The organism is Chryseobacterium ginsengisoli, from assembly GCF_039542325.1.
Taxonomy (GTDB): domain Bacteria; phylum Bacteroidota; class Bacteroidia; order Flavobacteriales; family Weeksellaceae; genus Chryseobacterium; species Chryseobacterium ginsengisoli.
On the sequence record NZ_BAABHX010000010.1, the window covers coordinates 109,951 to 132,849 of the forward strand.

16 protein-coding genes are annotated in these 22,899 nt (G+C 34.7%); 10 read left to right on the forward strand and 6 right to left on the reverse strand.

Annotation, left to right across the window (positions count from 1 at the left end):
* Positions 1–3 precede the first annotated feature (3 nt).
* Positions 4–780, forward strand: a complete 777-nt coding sequence (locus ABD940_RS21630; protein ID WP_345208449.1) for a zinc ribbon domain-containing protein — start codon at positions 4–6, stop codon at positions 778–780.
* Positions 781–1,161: 381 nt separating this feature from the next.
* Here the strand turns inward: ABD940_RS21630 and ABD940_RS21635 are convergent, their stop codons facing one another.
* The gene (locus ABD940_RS21635; protein WP_345208451.1) at positions 1,162–2,940 is read right to left on the reverse strand and encodes an AMP-dependent synthetase/ligase; all 1,779 of its coding nucleotides are present in this window, start codon (positions 2,938–2,940) and stop codon (positions 1,162–1,164) included.
* A gap of 242 nt (positions 2,941–3,182) precedes the next feature.
* Between ABD940_RS21635 and ABD940_RS21640 the strand changes: the two genes are divergently transcribed.
* A complete protein-coding gene (locus tag ABD940_RS21640) occupies positions 3,183–4,322 on the forward strand; it encodes an acyl-CoA dehydrogenase family protein (RefSeq protein ID WP_345208453.1) in 1,140 nt (379 codons plus the stop codon).
* 275 nt (positions 4,323–4,597) lie between these two features.
* Here the strand turns inward: ABD940_RS21640 and ABD940_RS21645 are convergent, their stop codons facing one another.
* The 5 genes from ABD940_RS21645 to ABD940_RS21665 form a co-directional block, all read right to left on the reverse strand.
* Positions 4,598–5,530: a DUF4349 domain-containing protein gene (locus ABD940_RS21645; protein WP_345208455.1), complete on the reverse strand. Its 933-nt coding sequence runs from the start codon at positions 5,528–5,530 to the stop codon at positions 4,598–4,600.
* A 341-nt stretch (positions 5,531–5,871) separates the two neighbouring features.
* Positions 5,872–6,078, reverse strand: a complete 207-nt coding sequence (locus ABD940_RS21650; RefSeq protein WP_345208457.1) for a hypothetical protein — start codon at positions 6,076–6,078, stop codon at positions 5,872–5,874.
* Between the two features lie 9 nt (positions 6,079–6,087).
* Positions 6,088–6,651 carry a hypothetical protein gene (locus ABD940_RS21655; protein ID WP_345208459.1) on the reverse strand — a complete coding sequence of 188 codons (564 nt, stop codon included), beginning with the start codon at positions 6,649–6,651 and terminating at the stop codon, positions 6,088–6,090.
* Positions 6,652–6,798: 147 nt separating this feature from the next.
* On the reverse strand, positions 6,799–8,394 hold the full coding sequence (locus ABD940_RS21660) for a peptide chain release factor 3 (RefSeq protein ID WP_345208461.1): 1,596 nt from the start codon (positions 8,392–8,394) through the stop codon (positions 6,799–6,801).
* A 329-nt stretch (positions 8,395–8,723) separates the two neighbouring features.
* Positions 8,724–9,911 (reverse strand): MFS transporter, encoded by a 1,188-nt coding sequence (locus ABD940_RS21665; protein WP_345208463.1) that lies wholly within the window; start codon positions 9,909–9,911, stop codon positions 8,724–8,726.
* A 157-nt stretch (positions 9,912–10,068) separates the two neighbouring features.
* On the opposite strand from ABD940_RS21665, the gene ABD940_RS21670 reads away from it, so the two are divergent.
* From ABD940_RS21670 to ABD940_RS21705, 8 genes are all read left to right on the forward strand, one after another.
* Positions 10,069–10,905 (forward strand): CPBP family intramembrane glutamic endopeptidase, encoded by an 837-nt coding sequence (locus ABD940_RS21670; RefSeq protein WP_345208465.1) that lies wholly within the window; start codon positions 10,069–10,071, stop codon positions 10,903–10,905.
* Positions 10,906–11,008: 103 nt separating this feature from the next.
* Positions 11,009–11,596 (forward strand): RdgB/HAM1 family non-canonical purine NTP pyrophosphatase, encoded by a 588-nt coding sequence (rdgB, locus tag ABD940_RS21675; RefSeq protein WP_345208466.1) that lies wholly within the window; start codon positions 11,009–11,011, stop codon positions 11,594–11,596.
* Between the two features lie 144 nt (positions 11,597–11,740).
* On the forward strand, positions 11,741–12,655 hold the full coding sequence (locus tag ABD940_RS21680; RefSeq protein ID WP_345208467.1) for a ribonuclease Z: 915 nt from the start codon (positions 11,741–11,743) through the stop codon (positions 12,653–12,655).
* A gap of 5 nt (positions 12,656–12,660) precedes the next feature.
* Positions 12,661–13,431 carry a TIGR02757 family protein gene (locus tag ABD940_RS21685; protein ID WP_425550380.1) on the forward strand — a complete coding sequence of 257 codons (771 nt, stop codon included), beginning with the start codon at positions 12,661–12,663 and terminating at the stop codon, positions 13,429–13,431.
* 12 nt (positions 13,432–13,443) lie between these two features.
* Positions 13,444–13,974 carry a DUF1003 domain-containing protein gene (locus ABD940_RS21690; protein ID WP_345208468.1) on the forward strand — a complete coding sequence of 177 codons (531 nt, stop codon included), beginning with the start codon at positions 13,444–13,446 and terminating at the stop codon, positions 13,972–13,974.
* A 186-nt stretch (positions 13,975–14,160) separates the two neighbouring features.
* Positions 14,161–16,554 (forward strand): choice-of-anchor L domain-containing protein, encoded by a 2,394-nt coding sequence (locus ABD940_RS21695; RefSeq protein WP_345208469.1) that lies wholly within the window; start codon positions 14,161–14,163, stop codon positions 16,552–16,554.
* Positions 16,555–16,727: 173 nt separating this feature from the next.
* Entirely contained in the window at positions 16,728–20,336 is a 3,609-nt protein-coding gene (locus ABD940_RS21700) for a choice-of-anchor L domain-containing protein (protein WP_345208470.1), read from the forward strand.
* A gap of 119 nt (positions 20,337–20,455) precedes the next feature.
* Positions 20,456–22,831 (forward strand): choice-of-anchor L domain-containing protein, encoded by a 2,376-nt coding sequence (locus ABD940_RS21705; RefSeq protein ID WP_345208472.1) that lies wholly within the window; start codon positions 20,456–20,458, stop codon positions 22,829–22,831.
* Positions 22,832–22,899 lie beyond the last annotated feature (68 nt).

A 22,899-nucleotide genomic window follows, 5' to 3' on the forward strand; every position in this document is an offset into this window, starting at 1 on the left:
AATATGGCAAAAACCAACGATATTTCAGTTGAAGAGAAGTTAAGAGCTTTATACGATTTGCAGATCATTGATTCTAGATTGGACGAAATCCGAAATACAAGAGGAGAGTTGCCAATCGAAGTAGAGGATCTTGAGATTGAAATCGAAGGTCTTGAAAAAAGAGCTGAAAAATTTCATGCAGATATCAAAGAGCAGGATGATCAAATTAAAACTAAGCATGAAGTAATCAACCATGCGAAAACTTTAATTGAAAAATACAAATCTCAGCAGGATAGTGTAAGAAACAACAAAGAGTTTGAAGCATTAGGTAAAGAGATGGAATATCAGGAGCTTGAAATTCAGCTTTCTGAAAAGAGAATTAAAGAATTCAGTGCTAAAATTGCTCACAAAAACGAAACTTTAGACGAATTGAATTCAAAAATCGATGATCTGAAGAATCACCTTAAATTCAAAAAAGAAGAATTGGAAGGTCTTGTTTCTGAAACTCAGAAAGAAGAGGAGTATTTAATAGAGCAGTCTAAAGAATATGCTGGTAAAATCGACGAGAGATTATTGGCTTCTTACAACAGAATCAGAACAAATTCTCCAAACGGTCTTGCAGTAGTAGGATTAGAAAGAGGAGCTCCAAAAGGATCTTTCTTTACAATTCCACCTCAAAAGCAAATGGAGATAGCTCAGAGAAAGAAAATCATTATTGATGAGCATTCAGGGAAAATCCTTGTTGACGACGAGTTGGTAATGGAAGAAAACGAAAGAATGAAAACTGTGATTAAATTTTAATTACAATTTTTAAAATATAAAAGCTGTTTCAATTTTTGAAGCAGCTTTTTTTGTGGGTCATTGCGAGGAGCGAAGCGACGAAGCAATCTCTTATTTAATATATAAAATTTTCATTCAATAGGGATGGGTTTTTAGCCCTTTTTTATAAAAATATTTTCGATTAAATTGGCTTTAGCCAAAACTTACAATTTAGTTTTAGCTAAAGCCTTTTCGCTATATTCAATAAAACCAGAAAAAAGCGTGAATTTTGTCATTCCGCAGGAATCCAGGTAATGATTAAATATAAAATAAATAGATTCTTCACTTCGCTACGCTCCGTTCTGAATGACAAAAATGCAGTTAATTAAAATAAAAAACCGCCTCAAATGAAGCGGTTTAATATTATTCATGATGCTCATACATCTTATTATAAAGATCAATAAACTTTTCTTTAATAGCCTTCCTTTTGAGCTTCAAAGTAGGAGTTAAAAGTCCCGCATCAATACTCCAGACTTCCGGCGTCAATTCAATTTTTTTGATTTGTTCCCAGTTTCCTAAATGTTCGTTGATACCGTCGATCTCTTTTTTAATCCTTTCTTTCAATTCAGGGCTCTTTGCAATTTCCTGCGGAGTAGAACCAATATTTAAATTATTTCTCATTGCCCAGCTTTTTGCAAATTCAAAATCAGGCTGAATGAAGGCACAAGGCATTTTTTCACCGTCACCTACAACCATGATCTGTTCTATGAATTTTGAAGCTTTTGCCAGGTTTTCAATGGTTTGAGGAGCAATATATTTTCCACCGGAAGTTTTAAACATTTCTTTTTTACGGTCGGTGATTTGTAAAAATCCGTCACTGTCGATATGTCCAATGTCGCCGGTTCTGAAATAGCCATCGTTTGTAAAGGCTTCTTTCGTCATTTCGTCATTTTTAAAATAACCTTTGAAAATTGAAGGACCTTTTACGGTAATTTCGCCATCTTCCTGAATTTTAACATCAAGATTGTCAAGAGGTAAGCCCACCGTTCCGATTTTTATTTTATCAAAACTGTTTACAGAAATTACGGGCGACGTTTCTGTTAATCCATAACCTTCCAAAATAGGAATTCCTGCATTTTGGAACATTAAATTTAATCTTGTAGACAATGCCGCAGAACCTGAAACCAATGTGATAATTTCACCTCCTAAACCTTCTCTCCATTTTTTGAATACGAGCTTATCTGCAATGATTTCTTTTAATCCTGATGGTTTTGAAACGGTTTTCTTTTTGGAAATTAAATCTAATGCCCAGAAGAATATTTTTTGTTTTAAACCTCCTGCAGAAGAGCCTGTTGCATAGATTTTATCGTAAACTTTTTCAACCAATCTCGGAACTACGCTCATGTAGTGAGGTTTTACTTCTTTTACGTTTTCTCCCATTTTATCGATGCTTTCTGCAAAATAGATCGAAAAACCATTATATTGGAAAAGATAGAAAAGCATTCTTTCAAAAATATGACAGATCGGAAGGAAACTCAATACTCTCGTGTCTTTATAGTCAAGGCTTTTCTTTCTTGGAATTCTTGGAATTGAGCCTAAAACATTCGATACGATATTATGGTGCGTCAACATTACCCCTTTCGGTTTTCCTGTTGTTCCGGATGTATAGATTATTGTTGCAAGATCTTCAGTATTAATGGTATTCGCAAGATCTTCCACTTCAATCTGGGTAGAATCATCTTCTCCAAGATCAAGAATTTCTTTCCAGTTTGCCGCTCCGCTGATGTTATCAAAAGTGAAAATTCCCTGCAAAGATGGGATATTGTGTTTTACTTTTACAACTTTATTCAAAAGATCCTTATCGGAAACAAAACAATACTTAATTTCCGCATTGGTGAAGATAAATTCATAATCTTCGGGAGAAATACTCGGATAAACAGGAACCGAAACCACGCCAATCTGGGAAAGTCCGAGATCCATAATTGCCCATTCTGTGCGGGAATTTGTAGTGATTAAAGCGATCTTATCACCCGGTTTTATCCCAAGCTTTAAAAGTCCCCTTGAAATTTTATTTGCTTCATTAATAAACTCTTGCGTAGAAGTTTTTTTCCATTCTCCATGATATTTCGTCACGAACATATCCGACTTGGGATATTTTTCTAAAGCATAGTGAGGTATATCGAATAATCTTTTGATTGCCATGATCCTTTAAGTATAATTTTAATTAATTTAAATATAAGCATTTTTTTTAATTGGGGAAATCATAAGTGATTAATTAGAAATTATTAAAATGTATGCCATATTATATTTAATAATTCAAATTAAATTTATTTATAATGAATATTTAAAAATAAGGATAATTGAATGATTTACTCTTATTTGTGATTCTATTTTCAGATTTGCTCAAAAAGTGTAAATTAGCGACCATCTAATTATTAATTTTTATGGACTTTAATTTATCAGAAGAACAGCTGATGATTCAGCAGGCAGCAAGAGATTTCGCACAAACCGAACTTTTACCGGAAGTAATCGAGAGGGACCGCGACCAGAAATTTCCTGCAGAACAGGTAAAGAAAATGGGAGAAATGGGACTTTTGGGAATGATGGTAGATCCTAAATACGGTGGTGCAGGAATGGACAGTGTTTCTTACGTTTTGGCAATGGAAGAGATCGCAAAAATTGATGCTTCTGCAGCTGTTGTAATGTCTGTAAATAATTCATTGGTTTGTGCCGGACTTGAAAAATTTGCTTCTGAAGAGCAAAAAGTAAAATATCTTACTCCTCTTGCAAGCGGACAGGTAATCGGAGCTTTTGCTTTGTCTGAGCCTGAAGCTGGTTCTGATGCAACTTCTCAGAAAACTACTGCTGAAGATAAGGGAGATTATTATCTTTTGAATGGTATCAAAAACTGGATCACGAATGGTGGAACAGCTACTTATTATATCGTAATTGCACAAACTGATCCTGAGAAAAAGCATAAAGGAATCAACGCATTTATCGTTGAAAGAGGTTGGGAAGGTTTTGAGATCGGAACAAAAGAAGACAAATTGGGAATCAGAGGAAGTGATACGCATTCTTTGATCTTCAACAACGTAAAAGTACCGAAAGAAAACAGGATCGGTGAAGACGGTTTCGGATTTAATTTTGCGATGGCTGTTTTGAATGGTGGTAGAATCGGGATTGCTTCTCAGGCTTTAGGAATTGCTTCAGGAGCTTATGAATTGGCTTTGAAATATGCTAAAACAAGAAAGGCTTTCAAAACTGAAATTATCAATCACCAGGCGATTGCTTTCAAATTGGCGGATATGGCAACTCAGATCACGGCGGCAAGAATGCTTTGCTTCAAAGCGGCTGTAGAAAAAGATGCAGGAAAAGATATTTCTGAAAGTGGAGCTATGGCAAAACTATATTCTTCTCAGGTTGCGATGGATACTACGATTGAAGCTGTGCAGATCCACGGTGGATACGGATATGTAAAAGAATATCACGTTGAAAGAATGATGAGAGATGCAAAAATCACTCAGATCTACGAAGGAACTTCTGAAATTCAGAAGATCGTTATCTCAAGAAGCATTGCAAAGTAATTGCTTAATTATAAATGAAATAGTAAAAGGCTCTCAGATTTGGGAGCCTTTTTACTTTCACACGAACCACAAAATATTAATAATATATTTTAATTTTTATTACTTAATCTATCTATTTGATTGGAATTTGATACTTAAGTTAAATTAATTTTAGATATTTTAATGTTATTCTTTTTTATTAAAGTAAAATTAAGAATAAGAATTTTTCAAAAAACGGAAATTTGATTAAAATATTATTAAAATCAAAAATCCATCACAAGGATGGACTTCAAAACTTAGTTAGAATCATTGTTGGGTGTGTTTTTACCTCTCTTTTTATAAAAATAATATCCAATTCCAGCGATTAACAATAAAGGCCAAAGCGGAAGAATAAACAGGAAAATGGAAGTAATGACATTCCAGCCTGAAGAAATTGCTGCAAAAGATTTATCACCGAAAGTTTTAGGCTCATCATCTTTTACGTAAGCTCCATCTTTTCCGTAAAGTGTAATGTCAACTTCACACATGGTGTTTTGTACAAAATCCTGTCCGGAAAGCTCTATGCTTTTGTTTTCTACCTCTCCAAGATTAGAACTTAGATCATCCATTAAGTAATCAAATTTTTGAATCGGAACCTTGATTTTTAAATAAGCTATTTTCTTTTCATTGTTATTTAAAGAAATATTTTCACTTCTTACAAAACCGTCATATTTTGAAACCTCTTCTTTTACAATTTCTTTTGCGGTTTCTGCATTATCAACAGTTAATTCGAGAACTCCGGTTTTTACTAATTTGTTTTTCGAAATATTTAATTCGAAATTTTCTTTTTTAGGTTTGTCTTTATAAACGATTTTCGTTTCCTTAATCACTTTGGGAGCCTGAACATTTACGACAACTTTTTCTTCTTTTTTTGCGGAATCTTTCTTTTCAATTTTTGATTCCAGTTTTGCAGATGAGATTTTGTCAGATAAAGAATCTACCATTTTTGAAGTGTTTTCAATTTTGTCTTTCACTTCATTTTTTGCATTTTCAAAATCTTTGATCTTCACATTGGCGGAATCCAGAGCCGCGCTTGCCTGATCGCTCACATTATTTAATTTTTCGGAAGCAACAGAAATTGCGCTGTCTGCCGAATCTGCAGTGCTTTCCAGTTTAGAAACTGCCGATTCTCCCTTTTTACACATAATGAACGTACTTGATACAGCAACGAGTAATATGAACTTTTTCATAACATTAATTTTTTTGATGAAGTAAAATTAGGAGGGAAGTTTTTGTAAAGATTGTAAAGGAGTTGTTTTGCTTGTGTAAATTATTAATTATTTGATTTTTAATGTTTTGTAAAATAAAAAGTAGGTGTTTTACAAAGTTCAATAAATGATAAAAATAAAAATTTGTGATTTTAATAATCAGTTTTACATAATAATCAGTCTCAAAACTTAATGAGTTAGGTTGAGAATTCACAGTACTAAAAACCACTCTCAAACAAGAGGTCGAGAAAAAACATAAAAAAGTCCGTTTTCACCAGTTGTGAGACGGACTTTTTATTATTGAAAATTTTATAGTAGAATTTTTAAAACATACTTAATCTATAATTAATTCCTATTTCTATTCTATCATTTAAAATTTTTAATTCTGATATTTCAAATTCTCTGCCTGTCTTTTCAATAATTTCATCAATGAATCTCTTTATTCTAATTTTTTGTTCATTGGTTAACCGAATAATTTGTGGATGAATTTTTGGATTAGAATAATTACTTAAATATTTATCAATGTCCATAACTATATTTTAAAAATCGCTTGAATACATTTCATTTGTTAATTTTTTATCAAAAACATTTATATAGCCACTTATTATGCCATAGTTTTTTGGATTGGTATAACTTTTACTAAAATCAATTCTCATTAATTCAAAACGGATATTTTTTGCATCCCAAATTGCTCCATTCAAAATTATCCCATCTTTGTTGCTTGGTTCTACCCATTTTTTACTATATGTATTCTCTAATGCAGCCAAAATATTATTATACTCATAAAGTTCAAAATCTTTTGATTCAAGAATATTACCAAATGAAACACCAATATTAAATAACTTATTTTTGAAGAAGCTTAAAGAAACTTTGTCAACCTTTACATTAGAAATATTATCAATTTCATCACCTATGTAATCGTAGACTACAACATTAGGATTTTTAGATGCTTGTTGTTTCTGTTTTACTATATTTTTTATTTGATTTGGCGAAGTTCCAAACTTAAAATTTCTAAAACCATTTTTTAAATCTAATGAATTTAAAGATTGACCTAAAATATTGTTAGATATAATTATTAGATAAATAAATAAAATTTTTTTCATGGAAGTAGTTTTTATATAAAAATAGGTAAAATCAAAGATATAAAGTTTTTAAAATTAAACAAGTTGTTTATATCAAATATTAATTCCATAAAAAAATCCGCAGAAAAATTTCCACGGATTATATATTTAAAGCTAATTATTTTCTAACTAAGCATTCTGAAACTCACTAATAAAATGCAGTTTCACATTCGGGAACTTCTCCTGCGTCATGTGAATCGTGAAAGAAGAATCAGCAAGGAAAACCAATTGGTTATATTTATCTCTTGCTAAGAATCTCTGTTTCAATCTCGCAAATTCCTTGAATTCATCGGACTTTTCATCTGCTTCAACCCAACAAGCTTTATGCATAGAAAGAGGTTCGTAAGTACATTTTGCACCATATTCGTGCTCCAGACGATATTGGATAACCTCATATTGAAGCGCACCTACTGTTCCGATGATTTTTCTATTATTCATTTCAAGCGTAAATAACTGAGCAACACCTTCATCCATCAACTGATCGATACCTTTCGCCAGTTGTTTTGCCTTCAACGGATCGTTATTATTAATATATCTGAAATGTTCTGGAGAGAAGCTAGGAACACCTTTAAAGCTTAATTTTTCACCGCCTGTTAAAGTATCACCAATTCTGAAACTTCCAGTATCGTGAAGTCCCACAATATCTCCCGGGAAACTTTCGTCAACCACTTCTTTTTTATCAGCAAAGAATGCGTTTGGAGAAGAGAATTTCATTTTCTTGCCTTCTCTTACCAATAGGTAATTTTCATTTCTTTTGAAAACTCCCGAAACAATTTTCACGAAAGCCAATCTATCTCTGTGTTTCGGATCCATATTAGCGTGAATTTTGAAAACGAATCCTGTGAAAGTGCTTTCTTCAGGCTTTACAAGACGCGTATCACTTTCTTTTGGCTGCGGCATCGGAGCAATATCGATGAAAGCATTTAACAATTCACGAACTCCAAAATTATTCAAAGCTGAGCCAAAGAAAACTGGCTGTAAATCACCTTTCATGTAATCTTCACGATTAAATTCAGGATAAACAGACTGAATCAAATCTAATTCTTCACGTAGATTTTTTGCTGCTTTTTCACCGATTACTTCGTCGATTTTAGTATCATTAATATCATCAAACTTAATAGAATCTCCAACTTTCTGCTTTTTCTCTTCCAAGAATAGCTGGATATTGTCTTCCCAGATGTTATAAATTCCCTGGAAATCAGCTCCCATACCGATTGGCAAAGAAAGCGGACAAACGGTTAATCCTAATTTCTGCTCAACTTCATCCAATAGATCGAAAGCATCTTTACCTTCACGGTCAAGCTTATTAATGAAAACCAACATCGGGATGTTTCTCATTCTACAAACCTGAACCAATTTTTCCGTCTGTTCCTCAACCCCTTTTGCAACGTCGATCACAACGATTACGGAATCAACGGCTGTTAAAGTTCTGTATGTATCTTCTGCAAAATCCTTGTGACCCGGAGTATCCAAAATGTTGATTTTATGATCTCTGTATTCAAAAGCCAACACGGAAGTTGCAACGGAGATTCCTCTCTGTCTTTCAATTTCCATGAAATCGGAAGTTGCTCCTTTTTTTATTTTGTTGGATTTTACCGCACCCGCTTCCTGAATTGCACCCCCGAAAAGTAGTAACTTCTCAGTAAGAGTGGTTTTTCCGGCATCGGGGTGAGAGATAATTCCGAAGGTTTTTCTTTTTTCTATTTCTTTGATTAAGTCTGACATATCGTATTTTGAAGTTGCAAAAATCGTGAATTTTGTCGAATCCTGAAAATTTGATTTTGTTTAAACACAAATAGCACTAATTTTTACACGAATGGACACGATTTATTATTTTAAAGATGATTTAATTTTAACCGCAAAAGAGGCAAAAGTTAATTTTTAAAGTTTTATGCTTAAATTTTATAAAAGCAAACAAAATAAAAAATCAAAGATTTTTGAAAACTTATGTGAACTTCTATGCATTGAATCTTAAGCTTAATTAAACTTAAGTGTTAAAATCTTTTGTGCCTTTTGTGGTTAAGTAAAAATGAAATTTGTGAATATTCGTGCAATTAATGTTTTAAACTTGATTTTCTTTTAAGCAAATAAGCTAATCCCAGTCCAATAAAAACCATTGCTGCACTGAATGGGAAAATATAGCTCATTCCGTAAATATCTGCAACACCACCAATTAATGGACCTGCAACACCAAGAGAAAGGTCAATGAAAAGTCCGTAACCCGCCAATGCAGAACCTTGACTTGATGGGGAAACACTTTTTATCGCAACAACACCTAATGCTGGAAAAATTAATGAAAATCCTAAACCTGTAACTCCGGCTCCGATAAGTGCCATTTGAGAATTGGTGGCAAATGCTATAATTAAAAGTCCGATGGTTTCTACTAAAAGACAGGCGATCGCAACTTTTATTCCGCCATAATTATTGATGACATTACTGAAAACCAATCTTCCGGCAACGAATAATCCTCCGAAAACACTTAGACATAATGCACCATTATTCCAATGAAAATAATTGTAATACAATGTAATGAAAGTTGAAATACTTGCAAAACCAAGACCTCCTAAAGCCAGACAAACACCAAACGGAGCTACTTTTCCCAAAACTTTCCAGAAAGACTGAACTTCTTTTTGATTACTATTGGTTTTATTTTCTTTTGTTCTGGCAAAAAGAAATCCTAAGATTCCTAAAATTATAGAGAGAATTCCTATTCCGTAAAGGCTAAATTTTTGTTCAATTATTATTCCAAGAGAGGCTCCGATCGCCAAAGCTCCATAACACGCAACGCCATTATAAGAAATGATTTTTGCTGTATGTTTTTCACCAACCGCCATAATTGCCCAATTGATCGGACTTGCGCCAATCATTCCTTCCGCGCAACCTGTGAGTAAACGTGTAACCACGAGAAACGAAAGACTGATAAACGGTGAAAATTTAAAATAATAAGCAATAATTAAAAATATCCCGGTTAAAGAAAAACTGAGCATACTGAATAAAACAGCAGGTTTCGGACCTTTTCCGTCAATGATTTTTCCGGAATATGCCCTCAGAAAAAACGTAGAAACATATTGCAGACTAATGACCAATCCGGCAACAACTAAACTAAAACCTAAACTTTTATTAATAAAAATCGGAAGAACAGACAGAGATAATCCTATAATGAAATATCCTACAAAAGTAAAACACACATAAGTAATCAAGGATAAGTTAACATTTTCTGACCGATTTACTAAACTATCCATGTGAAAAAAATTAAGCTGCAAAGTTACTTCATAAAAATAGCTTTCTCGGGAAATTTGCATTAAAAAAATATAAAATTTGTCAGGTTTTCGGTTGCAAAGTTTTGCCGGAATTCTCTTTTCTGATAATTTGAATTATCTTTGTTTTCAAATAAAATCAATGGCAGATATGGAAAACAAATATCCTAAATTTACATTTACATGGATCGGAGGTCTTGTTTTGTTGGCGGGATTGTTTGTAGGAACAATGATCACTTCTTTTTTTAATGTTTTCTGGATGCTTACATTCAAAGAAAATCTGCAGTATAGAGATTGGTTTTTCATGATTTCCAATGCGGTGGGATTCGTAGGAGCGATTGCCTTTTTTGATTTTTTTATTGTAAGAAGGACAACAGGAAAAAAGCTTAATTTTAATTTTTCTCCGACAAATTTCTATACCTATCTTCTGATTTTTCCATTGATGATCGGGATGATGTTCATTTCGGAATTTATTACGGCTCAAATTCCTACAACAGGACCTTTCTTTGGAAAATATTACGATTTTTTCACTCAATTAATGGATAAATTAACGGATGATCCGATTGTAATGATCATTATGGCAGTGATTTGTGCTCCGATTTTTGAAGAAATTATTTTCAGAGGAATTATCCAGAAAGGATTGATGAACAAAGATGTCGAACCGTGGAAAGCAATTGTTTTTTCATCGATTATTTTTGGGTTGGTACATGCAAATCCTTGGCAATTTGTTGGGGCGGTTTTATTGGGTTGTGTTTTAGGATTGATTTATTATAAAACAAAATCCTTACTTTTGCCGATGTTATTGCACGGTTTTAATAATCTATGCTCAACATTATTAATTACTTATACTAAAACGGAAAGCTTTGCAGATGCTTTTAAAGTTTCGGAATGGATTATATTGGCAATCGGAATTGTACTTTTCTCATTATTTTATTATCTTTTTATGAAGAAATATAAAGTACATTATTCTGAAATTTAAATCTAAACACGAGTAGCACTAAATTTTTAAGCACTAATTTCACCAATATAATTCGTGTAAATTATTTGTGCCTTTTGTGTTTAAACAAAAAATATAAATTAAAATGAAAACGGATATGGAATTATTGGTAGCAACACACAACATCCATAAAAAAGAAGAAATTCAGCAGATTTTAGGAAACGAATTTGTCGTAAAAAGCCTGACAGATTATAATATTCATGAAGAAATTGTAGAAGACGGAGATTCTTTCAACGCCAATGCTTTGATTAAAGCTAAATATTGCTTCGAAAAAACAGGAATTCCTAGTTTGGGCGATGACAGCGGTTTAGTGGTAGAATCTTTGGATGGAAGACCAGGAATTTTTTCCGCACGTTATGCAGGAGATCATGATTTCGCAAAAAATATTGAAAAAGTTTTGAGCGAAATGGAAGGTGTTGAAAACAGAAAAGCCTATTTCATCACTGTTTTATGTTATTATGACGAAAACGGAGCAAAATATTTCGATGGCAGAGTTCATGGAAATTTATTGACTGAAAATAAAGGTTTCAAAGGATTCGGTTATGATCCGATTTTTGTCCCTGAAGGTTATGATATGACGTTTGCAGAAATGAATCCTGAAGATAAAAATAAAATCAGCCATAGAAAACAAGCGCTGGATTTGTTTTTGGATTTTTTAAAAGTTAAGGAGTAACTTTCAACAATAAGTTTGTCATTCTGACGAAGGAAGAATCTTTAAATCATAAAATAGATTCTTCACTTCACATTGTTACGTTCAGAATGACAGCGGTTAAGTTAAAAATCTGTCGTACATTTGTCATTATAATAAACTATTGATTTGAGTACTTATTTAACGATATTAGGCTTTAATTCAGCGATTCCTACGATTAATTCTTCTCCGACAGCACAGTTTCTGGAAATGGAAGAAAGAAGTTTCCTGATCGATTGTGGAGAAGGAACTCAGGTTCAGTTGAGAAAAGCAAAAGCGAAATTTTCGAGGATAAATCATATTTTTATTTCACATCTTCATGGGGATCACTGTTTTGGTTTACCGGGCTTGATCGCGTCTTTCAGGTTGTTGGGAAGAGATACTCCGCTTCATGTTTACGGTCCGAAAGGAATCAAAAATATGCTGGACACAATCTTTACAATTACCGAAACGCATCGTGGTTTTGAGGTGGTTTATCATGAGCTGGATAAAAATTATTCCGAGCAGATTTACGAAGACAATAGAGTAGAAGTTTATACAATTCCTTTGGATCACAGGATTTACTGCAACGGCTATTTATTTAAAGAAAAACCGAAAGACAGACACCTGAATATGAAGGAGATTGCAAAATACAGTGAAATAGAAACTTGCGATTATCATAATCTTAAAGCAGGAAAAGATTTTGTTTTAAGTGACGGTTATGTTCTTAAAAATGAAATTCTTACCGTTGAGCCGACTCCTCCTGTTTCTTATGCGTTTTGCAGTGATACAAGATATTTGGAAAGTGTAATTCCTATTATTAAAAATGTAACGGTTTTATATCATGAATCGACATTTTTGCATGACCTAAAGGAAATGGCAGATTATACAGGTCACACAACAGCTTTAGAGGCGGCAACAATTGCTCAGAAAGCTGAGGTTGGAAAACTGATTTTAGGACATTTTTCTAATAGGTATGCTGATTTAACGGTGTTTACTGACGAAGCGAGAACGGTTTTTCCAAATTCATTTTTACCAAAGGCTTTAGAAGCTGTGAAAATTTAAAATTTATGTTGAAGTTTGAAGAATTAAAAATCTTCTTAGATGAAAAGGCTGATCAGTTCAATCGTCCGGAGTTTATAGAAAATGATCCGTTGCAGATTCCTCATCGTTTTTCTCTGAAACAGGATATTGAAATTGCCGGATTTCTGGCAGCGACAATTTCTTGGGGAAACCGAAAAGCAATTATAAAATCGGCAGAAAAAATGCTCGATATTATGGGAAATTCTCCCTATGATTTTGTGTTAAATTATTCTGAAAAAGATGTAAAGGAAATTCAGGATAAAAGTATCCACAGAACGTTTAACGGAGAAGATTTTACCTATTTTATTCAACAATTTAATAGAATTTATAAGGAAAATGACAGTCTGGAAAATTTATTTAAAGTAAATGATTCGGAAATTAATTTTTCTCATGCGATCGAACGTTTCAGAAGTGATTTTCTTGGGGTAGAAAAACATAGAACACATAAACATGTAAGTTCGCCTTATAAGAATTCTTCCACAAAAAGAATTATCATGTTTCTTCGTTGGATGGTTCGTAAAGATAAACGTGGTGTAGATTTTGGTATTTGGGAAAATATAGATCAGAAGCATCTTTCGATTCCGTTGGATGTGCATACGGGAAATATTTCGAGAAAATTAGGATTGATTTCAAGAACTCAGAATGACTGGAAAACAGTGGAAGAATTGGATCTTATTATTAGAAAGTTTGATGAAAAAGATCCTGCAAAATATGATTTTGCACTGTTTGGATTAGGAGTGACTAAGGAATTATTTTAAAGATAAGAAACAATGAAAAATAACGAAGAAAGAACTGAGGTTTTAGAGAAAATTGCCAACGGAATTACTTGGTGGATTGGCTCTATTCCGTCTTTGATTGCGCATACTTTATTTTTTATTATTTCGTTTTTGCTCCCGATCCTGCATATCGTAGAGTTTGATAAAATGTTGTTGATTTTGACGACGGTAGTTTCTTTGGAAGCGATTTACCTTGCGATTTTTATCCAGATGTCGGTAAATAAAAGCCACGAAAAAATTGAAGATATTCAGGAGGATATTGAAGATATTCAGGAAGATATTGAAGAGATTAGTGAAGACATCGAGGAAATCAGTGAAGATATTGAAGAAATTAATGAAGATATTGAAGATATTCAGGAAGATATTGAAGAAATTAACGAAGATGAGGACGATGAGGATCACAGTGAAAGAGCAAAAAATGTTATGCTGAAAAGCAACGTAAGTTCAAATAAAAATGAAATTAAGGCTTTAAAAGATAAGATTGAAGAACTTCAGAACAAGATCGATGAACTGAAAAAAGAATGATCTTTGATTTCAGATGTTAAAATATATAAAGAGGACTAATAATTTTTATTAGTCTTTTTTCGTTTTATAGATATATTATCTCTTATTTGCTAAATTTTAAAATAGATTAAAGTATTGACAATAATAACCCCTATTTTATTCAGATTTAAATTAAAAAAGTAGTATTTTTGAACAAACAACAACAAAATGTTATATTATAGACTAAAAAACTATTCTCTCTTTCTGGCTTTGTTTTTTGTTTCGGGGATGATGTTTGCCCAACAAACTAACAGAAAATCGGGTAAGGTAAAACTTACCGCTGAAAGTATGAAATCCGGAGCGTTTATTGATGTGAATGCAGCGACAAATGCGCAGTCAAGTTATACGATTCAGCAGCTTGTGCAACAAGTTTTGATTAACGGACAGTCAAGTTGCGCTACACCGAACGTAACGAATGTAACAGTAACTCCGAGTGCAAATCAAACCGTAAATGATCCCAACAGATTTTGGGGATATTTCAATAAAGGAACAACCGGTTTCCCTTTTAATGATGGGATTGTTTTGGTGACAGGAGTTGCTTCGCAGACAGGAAACAGTGCTTATCCAAGTGGTGATTTATCTGGGAACATTTCTCAGAATGGCGATGCAGATCTTGCTGCAGCAACAGGTACAATTCAGGCAAATCAACGTGATGCCGTTGCTTTAGAATTTGATTTTGTACCTAATTCTAATCAAGTAAAATTCAATTATTTATTTGCTTCTGAAGAATATACATTAACTTATCCATGTAGTTATTCTGATGCATTTGCTTTATTGATAAGACCAGTTGCAGGTGGTCCTTATGTTAATTATGCGATTCTTCCGGCAGGTGCAGGACCTGTGAGTGTAACCAATATTCACCCAGCCAACCAATTTAGTGGTGCTCCATTTCCAAGTACTTGTCCTGCTATAAATGCTGCATTTTTTGGAGGATATAATACAACCACTATTGAGACAAATTTAAATGGAAGAACAATTCCTATGACAGCAATTGCCAACGTAACTCCGGGTGTGGCTTATCATTTTAAAATGGTTTTGGCAGATTATACAGATAATTCATTAGATTCTGCAGTTTTCTTAGAAGGAGGTTCTTTCGATATCGGAATTGGCTTTACAGCAGGACCTGGAGGAGCAGTTTTGCCAAGTACAATCAATATGTGTGATAATACACCTCAGATTTTAACAGCACAGGTTGTAACATCTCCTGGAACAACTTATCAATGGTTTAAAGACGGTGTAGCCATTGCAGGAGCTACAAGCATTAGTTATACAGCGACTCAGCCTGGAGTTTATGGAATACAGGTTACAATCCCAGGAAATCAATGTCCTGGTTCAGCAGAAATTACAATTGTTGGGGGAACAACGCCTCCTGCACAAAATGCTACTTTAAAACTTTGTACGACGCCTTCTGTTTTAACATTTAATTTAAATACTGCAACGCCTATGATTACAACTTCGACATCGGCAATTGTACATTATTATGTTAATCAATCAGACGCAGTTGCTCAAAACAGTAATTATCTTAGTGCTACAGCTGTAAACAGTTATCCGGGGACAGACGGACAGGTTTTATATGTTGTGGTTTCAAACGGAGCTTTCTGTAGTAAAATGGTTACTTTAACATTACAAAAAGAAGCTACACCTATTGCTCAGCTTGCTGCTACAAAAGTAAGAATCTGCGCAGGAGAATCGACTACTTTAACGGCTTCAAACGGAGTAACATACCAATGGACTACTTTATCAGGAACAGGAGCTACACAAACGGTTTCTCCAACTCAAACTACAACATATTCGGTATATGCAATTGGTGCACAAGGATGTAAATCTTTACAGCCTGCATCTATCACAGTCGAAGTTGTACCTGCAATTACTTCAAACCTTTCAGGGGGAATGATCTGTTCGGGAGATACAATTACTTTAGACGCAGGAGCGGGACCAAATTATAGTTATCTGTGGAATACAGGTAATACAACGCAGACCATTTCAGTAGGAACACCGGGAACATATTCTGTGACAATTACGAATGGAGTTTGTTCTAAAGTTTTCACAACACAGGTTATTCAGGCAATTATTCCTGAAATTACCAATGTGAATTATAATGAAAATGGGACAATGGTGATTACAGCAAATAATCCAAGCAACGGAGCATTAGAATATTCAATAGATAATGGATTAACTTGGCAAAATTCAAATACATTCATTAATGTTCCTAGAAATATTATTGTATCTATCAGAGTAAGAGTGAAGAAAACAAGCTGTGTAGGATTCTTAGAATATTTCACATTTGTAATGCAGAATGTAATTACGCCGAATGGAGATAATGTGAATGATATTATTGATTTCAGAGGAGTAAATCAGTATAAAGACTTTAAGGCTTCAATTTTTGACCGTTACGGAAAAGAAGTTTATAAAGCAAGTACCTTACAACCTTATTGGGACGGATATTTCCAAGGAAAGCGCCTTAATACTTCATCTTATTGGTATCAGGTAAGTTTTGAAGATCCGGCAAGCAAAAAACCGGCAGTGAAAACCGGATGGATACTGCTGAAAAATTTTGAATAACAATATTTAAATTATAATTAAAAAGACCGACAATTTGTTGGTCTTTTTTTCGTTTTTAAAACAATTGAAACTAATATTTTTAGTATAAATTTTATTGTATTTATGATAATGTAATTTGCATTGAATTGAAATTCAATCAAAAAAAATAGTATTTTTGTTTAAAATAATATAAAATGTTAAATAGGAGGACAAGAAGTTTATTTTTGGCTTTATTTTTAGTTTTTGTAGGAAGTTTTGTTTTTGCACAGAAGGGTAGAGACGGAAAAGGTGTTGTAAGTAAACAAACTCCTCAGAACATGAAAGCCGGAGCTTTTATTGATGTAAATGCTACAGGATATCCTGAATCCAACTACAGCATCACGCAGTTGGTGAAAGATGTACTTATCAGCGGAGGATCTACATGTTCCTCTGCAAATGTAAGCAATGTGGCTGTTTCTCCTAATTTAGCTGTTACAGATCAAAACCGAAGCTGGGGATATTTCAATAAAGCAACTACGAATTTTCCTTTTGCTAAAGGGATTGTCTTAACAACAGGATATGCCAGAAAAGCAGGAAATACTCTTCAGGGAACATTAAGTGATGCTTTGCCTTCGGGTGGAGATACAGATTTGGCTACAGCTCTAGGTGTTCCGAATTCAGAATTGCATGATGCTACTTATATTGAATTTGATTTCGTTCCGGCATCAACTAAAGTTACTTTCAGGTATTTATTTGCCTCTAAAGAATATCAGACAAACTTTCCATGTACAATTAGTGATGGTTTTGCTTTATTATTAAGAAAAGTTGGAGATCCTTACACAAACCTTGCAGTTTTACCTGGTGGAGCAGGACCGGTAAGTGTAACGAATATTCACCCTGCCACTCAGTATCAGACAGGGGCACCGCTAGCTTGTGGAGCTGCGAATGTCTCTTATTTTGCAGGATATAACATTCCTCAGATAGAAACGAATTTTAATGGACGTACAACTCCTTTAACTGCTACAGCTACAGTAATTCCGGGACAGACTTATCATTTTAAAATGGTTTTGGCTGATTATCAGGATTCAAATTTTGATTCTGCTGTTTTTCTTGAAGCGGGATCTTTTGACATTGGAGTTCAGTTACTAGACCCGGCAGGAGTTGCACTTCCTCCATCTATTAATATGTGTGATAATACTCCGCAGACATTTACAGCTTCAGTTCAGGGAGGTGGGGCTACTTATCAGTGGTTATTAGGAGGAAATCCTATTCCGGGAGCTACCAATGCTAGTTATACAGCAACGGCACCGGGAGTTTATACAGTCCAGGTGTTTTTACCTGGAAATACATGTCCGGGAACGGCTTCAGTAACTGTCGTGGGTGGAACTTCACCTACGGTGCAAAATACAACGCTCACTTCCTGTTATACACCGGGAAATGCAACATTTAATTTAACCTCAGCGCAGGGCACAATAAGCACAACACCGGGAGCTACATTTGCTTATTATATTAATCAGGCAGATGCTTTGGCTGGAAACACAAGTACTATTGCTACGCCAACTACTTTTTCAAGTGCGGGACAAACGATTTATGTTCTTGTTAAAAATGGTTTTTGTTCAAAAGTTGCAGAATTACAATTGGTTAAAGCTCCTCAAATGACAGCTACAATTGCAACGCCGACTGTTTTAACATGTACAAATTCACAGGCTACATTAAATGGCTCTGCTTCAGTTTATCCGACAGGATCTACATTTAGCTGGACAACGACAAACGGAAATATTGTTTCAGGAGCAAATACATTGAATCCTGTTGTAAATACGGCGGGAACTTATACTTTAACAATTTCAAATACATACCAACCTGGAAACTTAACCTGTACAGCTACGGCGAATGTTACCGTGACGGGAGACAGTGCTCCGCCAACTACGGGTTTAACGGCTTCAAAACTATTAATCTGTTCAGGCGAATCTGTTACTTTGACAGCTTCAGGTGGTGCTACTTATAATTGGGTTGGTCTTACAGGAAATGGAGCTACACAAACAGTTTCTCCAACAGCGACAACAACTTACACTGTAACTGCAGTGGGAGCCAACGGTTGTGTATCACCGACTGCAGCAACTGTTACTATTCAGGTTACTCAACCTATCACGGTGCAAAATGCAACTTTATTTAAATGTTATCAGGCAGGAGGAATTAATTTTAATTTAACGGAAGCTCAACCTCAGATTACTACTGTGGCAACCGCTACTTTTGCTTATTATTTAAATCTTGCTGATGCAAATGCAGGAAATACAAATACAATTGCAAATCCGGCATCTTTCAATAGTGCAGGAGGTCAGACAATATATGTTTTAGTGGTAAATGGAGGCTGTAAATATGTTGTAACATTACAGTTGACATCAACACCACAAACAACTTTAACAATTAATCCTGTTCAGCAAATTACCTGTACAACGCCTCAGATTACTTTAAATGCTTCTACATCTGTAATTCCTACGGGTTCTACAATTGCATGGACAGCAACTGGTGGAGGAAATATTGTCTCAGGAGCGAATACTTTAACGCCTGTTGTAAACGCTGGTGGAACTTACACTTTAACGGTAAGTAATGTAAATCAGCCAGGTAACTTAAATTGTACCTATACAGCAAGTGTTACCGTAACACAAAATACGACACCTCCGACAGCTACATTAACGTCTACCGTTATGCAGATCTGTCCGGGAGAATCGGTTACTTTAACAGCTTCAGGCGGTGTGACTTACAATTGGGGAGGAGGTCTTACAGGAAACGGAAACACTCAAGTTGTTTCTCCGGCTAATACAACCACTTATACAGTTTTTGCAGTCGGAGCTAATGGATGTATTTCTACAAATCCGGCTACAATTACAATTGTTGTCGGGCCTCCGGTAGCACTTTTAACTGCTTCAAAATCTAAAATTTGTGCGGGCGAATCAGTTACTTTAACAGCATCGGGTGGCGTTACTTATGAATGGATAGGATTAACAGGAAACGGAAATACTCAAATTGTATCACCTACAGTTACGACTACGTATTCTGTTTTTGCTTTAGGTGGAAACGGATGTAAAGTAGCTAATCCTACTACGATTACTATTCAAGTTGTACCTGCAATTGTATCAACATTACAGGATGTGTATGTTTGTGCGGGCGATACTGGAATTTTAGATGCAGGTTCTGGACCTAATTTTACTTATGTATGGAGTAATGGCGCAACCACACAGACAATTTCTGTAAATACTCCGGGAACATATTCTGTGACAATCAACAATGGAACTTGTTCTAAAGTATTCTCGGCACAATTAATTAATCCTAAATTGCCTCAGTTTACTAATGTGACTTATGAAAATCATACATTAACAATCTCAGCAACAAACCCAACAGGAGGAACTTTAGAATATTCTATGAATGGAGGAATAATTTGGCAGAATTCAAATATTTTTTACAATGTTTTGGATAACACGAATTATAACTTAATGGTAAGAGTGAAAGATGCAAAATGTAGCACAACGCTATCATTCTTCACTTTTGTAATTATCAATGCAATTACTCCGAATTCTGATGGTAAAAATGATATGGTAGATTTTACCGGAATTAGCAATTATAATAATTTTGCGGCTTCAATTTTTGACAGATATGGTCAGGAAGTATTTAAAGCCGTTAAGAATCAAACGATTTGGAACGGGATGTTAAGAGGAAGTTTAGTGCTTCCGACAGCCACTTACTGGTATCGGGTACAGTGGGAAAATCCGGCAAGTAAAAAACTTGAGTTGCGAAGCGGATGGATTTTGTTAAAAAACCGTAATTAAAAGATATTTAAATTGGAACCTCCCATCTTGGGAGGTTTTTTTGCTTTTTTCGCATAAAAAAACCAAATATGTGTGTGGTATTAGCAAAAAAAAATTAAATTTGTTAAAACAAAATTATTATGAAGAGATATCTACTATTGTTTTCCTTATTTGCGGCCTCCTCGTCGAGTCTCTTTTATTCACAGAATACTACACCTAGAAAACTTCAAAAAGAAAAGTCTTCTGCTGCCACTATGAAAGCGGGTGCCTTTATTGATGTTAACGTAGCGACGTATCCTGCTTCGGCTTACGATCCACTACAATTGGTGAAAGATGTTTTGATATCATCAGGAACCAATTCGTGCGTGACACCAAACGTATCGAATGTTCAGGTAAGCCCGAATCTTCCTGCGACCAGCGCAACCAGATCTTGGGGATATTTCCACAAAGGAACTACTGCTTTCCCTTTTAAGGATGGTATTGTTCTTTCTACAGGATATGTGAATAAAGCCGGAAACAGTTACATCAGTACAACTTTAGGTGATGCTTTACAATCCGGAAGCGATCCGGATCTTGTAGCGGCAACAAGTCCTTCAACTTCTATTAATGATGCTGTGGTTTTGGAGTTCGACTTCGTTCCTACTTCTAGCCAGGTAAAATTCAATTATCTTTTTGCTTCAGAAGAATATACGGGTTCATTCCCTTGTAGTTTCTCTGATGCTTTTGCATTATTATTAAAACCTGTAGGATCTACACTTCCTTATCAAAATATGGCTATTTTGCCAACTCCGGGAACGGGACCTGTAAGTGTTACCAATATTCACCCTGCCACAATGGATAGTGGTGGTGCTTTGTATTGCGGTGCTTCCAATGCAGCTTTTTTCGGAGGATACAATACAGCAAACATTGAAACCAATTTTAACGGAAGAACAATTCCTCTTACAGCCACGGCTACTGTAACTCCAGGAATTCCTTATCATTTCAAAATGGTTTTAGGTGATGCTTCGGATAGTATCTATGATTCTGCAGTATTCCTTGAAGGTGGATCTTTCAACATCGGTGTTGAATTATTAGATCCTTCTGGAGGTACTTTGCCGGAACAAATTAATGTTTGTGACAATGTTCCTCAGGTAATTACAGCTTCTGTAAGTGACCCGAATATGACGTACCAATGGTTCTTCAATGGAGTTGCTATTCAGGGAGCTACAACGCCTACCATTACGGCTACTCAACCAGGGAATTATGAAATTCAGGTAAGTTTCCCAGGAAATCCTTGTCCGGGTAAAGCTAATATTAAAATTAACGGAGGTACAACACCTGCGGCAGTAGATGCTTCACTGTTACTTTGTACAACTCCTGATGTTACATGGTTTGATTTAACTAATGCGATGCCATCAATCAGTACAACAACTGGAGCAGTTTTCCATTTTTATGTAAATCAGGCAGATGCAATTGCTCAGAATAATAATTACATTCAAGATATTTTACATTATAACGGAACTGATGGTCAGATTCTTTATGTTGTAGTTTCAAACGGAGGTTTCTGTAGCAAAACTATTAAGTTAAAATTATTAAAAGAAACTACACCAACTGCAACTCTTGCGGCATCAAAAATAAAAGTATGCCCCGGAACGGTAGTAGATTTTACAGCAACAGGAGGAGTTACTTACCAATGGGCAAACTTCTCAGGAACAGGAAACACACAATCTGCAACGATCTATCATACAACAACATTCACAGTATATGCAATTGGGGCAAAAGGATGTAAATCATTGCTGCCTGCTAAAGTTACCGTTGAGGTTGTGCCGGAAATTATTTCGCCATTAATGGACGTAGAAATGTGTCAGGGAGACAGAGTGACTCTTGATGCAGGAGCTGGACCAAACTATACTTATTTATGGAGTACAGGTGCGGTTACAAGAACTATCGATGTAGATCAGTGGGGAATTTATTCTGTGACAATCAAAAATGGATATTGTGAAAAAACTTTCACGGCAAAAGTTATTGCGGCAGCTTCTCCATTCGTTACAAATATTAATTACAGTAATAATACATTGACAGTTACGGCAGAAGTTCCAATGATCAACAATATTCCTCAGACAGTTGAATATTCTGCTGATGGCGGTATTTCTTGGCAGCAGTCAAATGTATTCACGGGGCTTCTAAATAATACAACTTATCATATTCAAGTGAGAACAGTAGGAACTCATTGTGTTGGAGCACTGGAGTTCTTTACATTAAATATTTCGAATATTATTACTCCAAACCAAGACGGTATCAATGATACTTTGGATCTTACATCTCTTGGGAACTTCAACAACTTTACGGGATCTATCTATGACAGATACGGTTCTGAAATGTTCAGATTCTCTAAAGAAAAACCTATTTGGGACGGAACAGTAGGAGGTAAAAGATTACCAACTGCAACATACTGGTATAAATTCAACTTCCAGTATCCGAAATCAAAAGCAAATATGAGCCAATCTGGTTGGATCATGTTGAAAAACAGAGAATAATATCATTTGATAATATAAAACAAAAGCCTTTCAAATTATTGAAAGGCTTTTTTATTTTTTTAAATTAA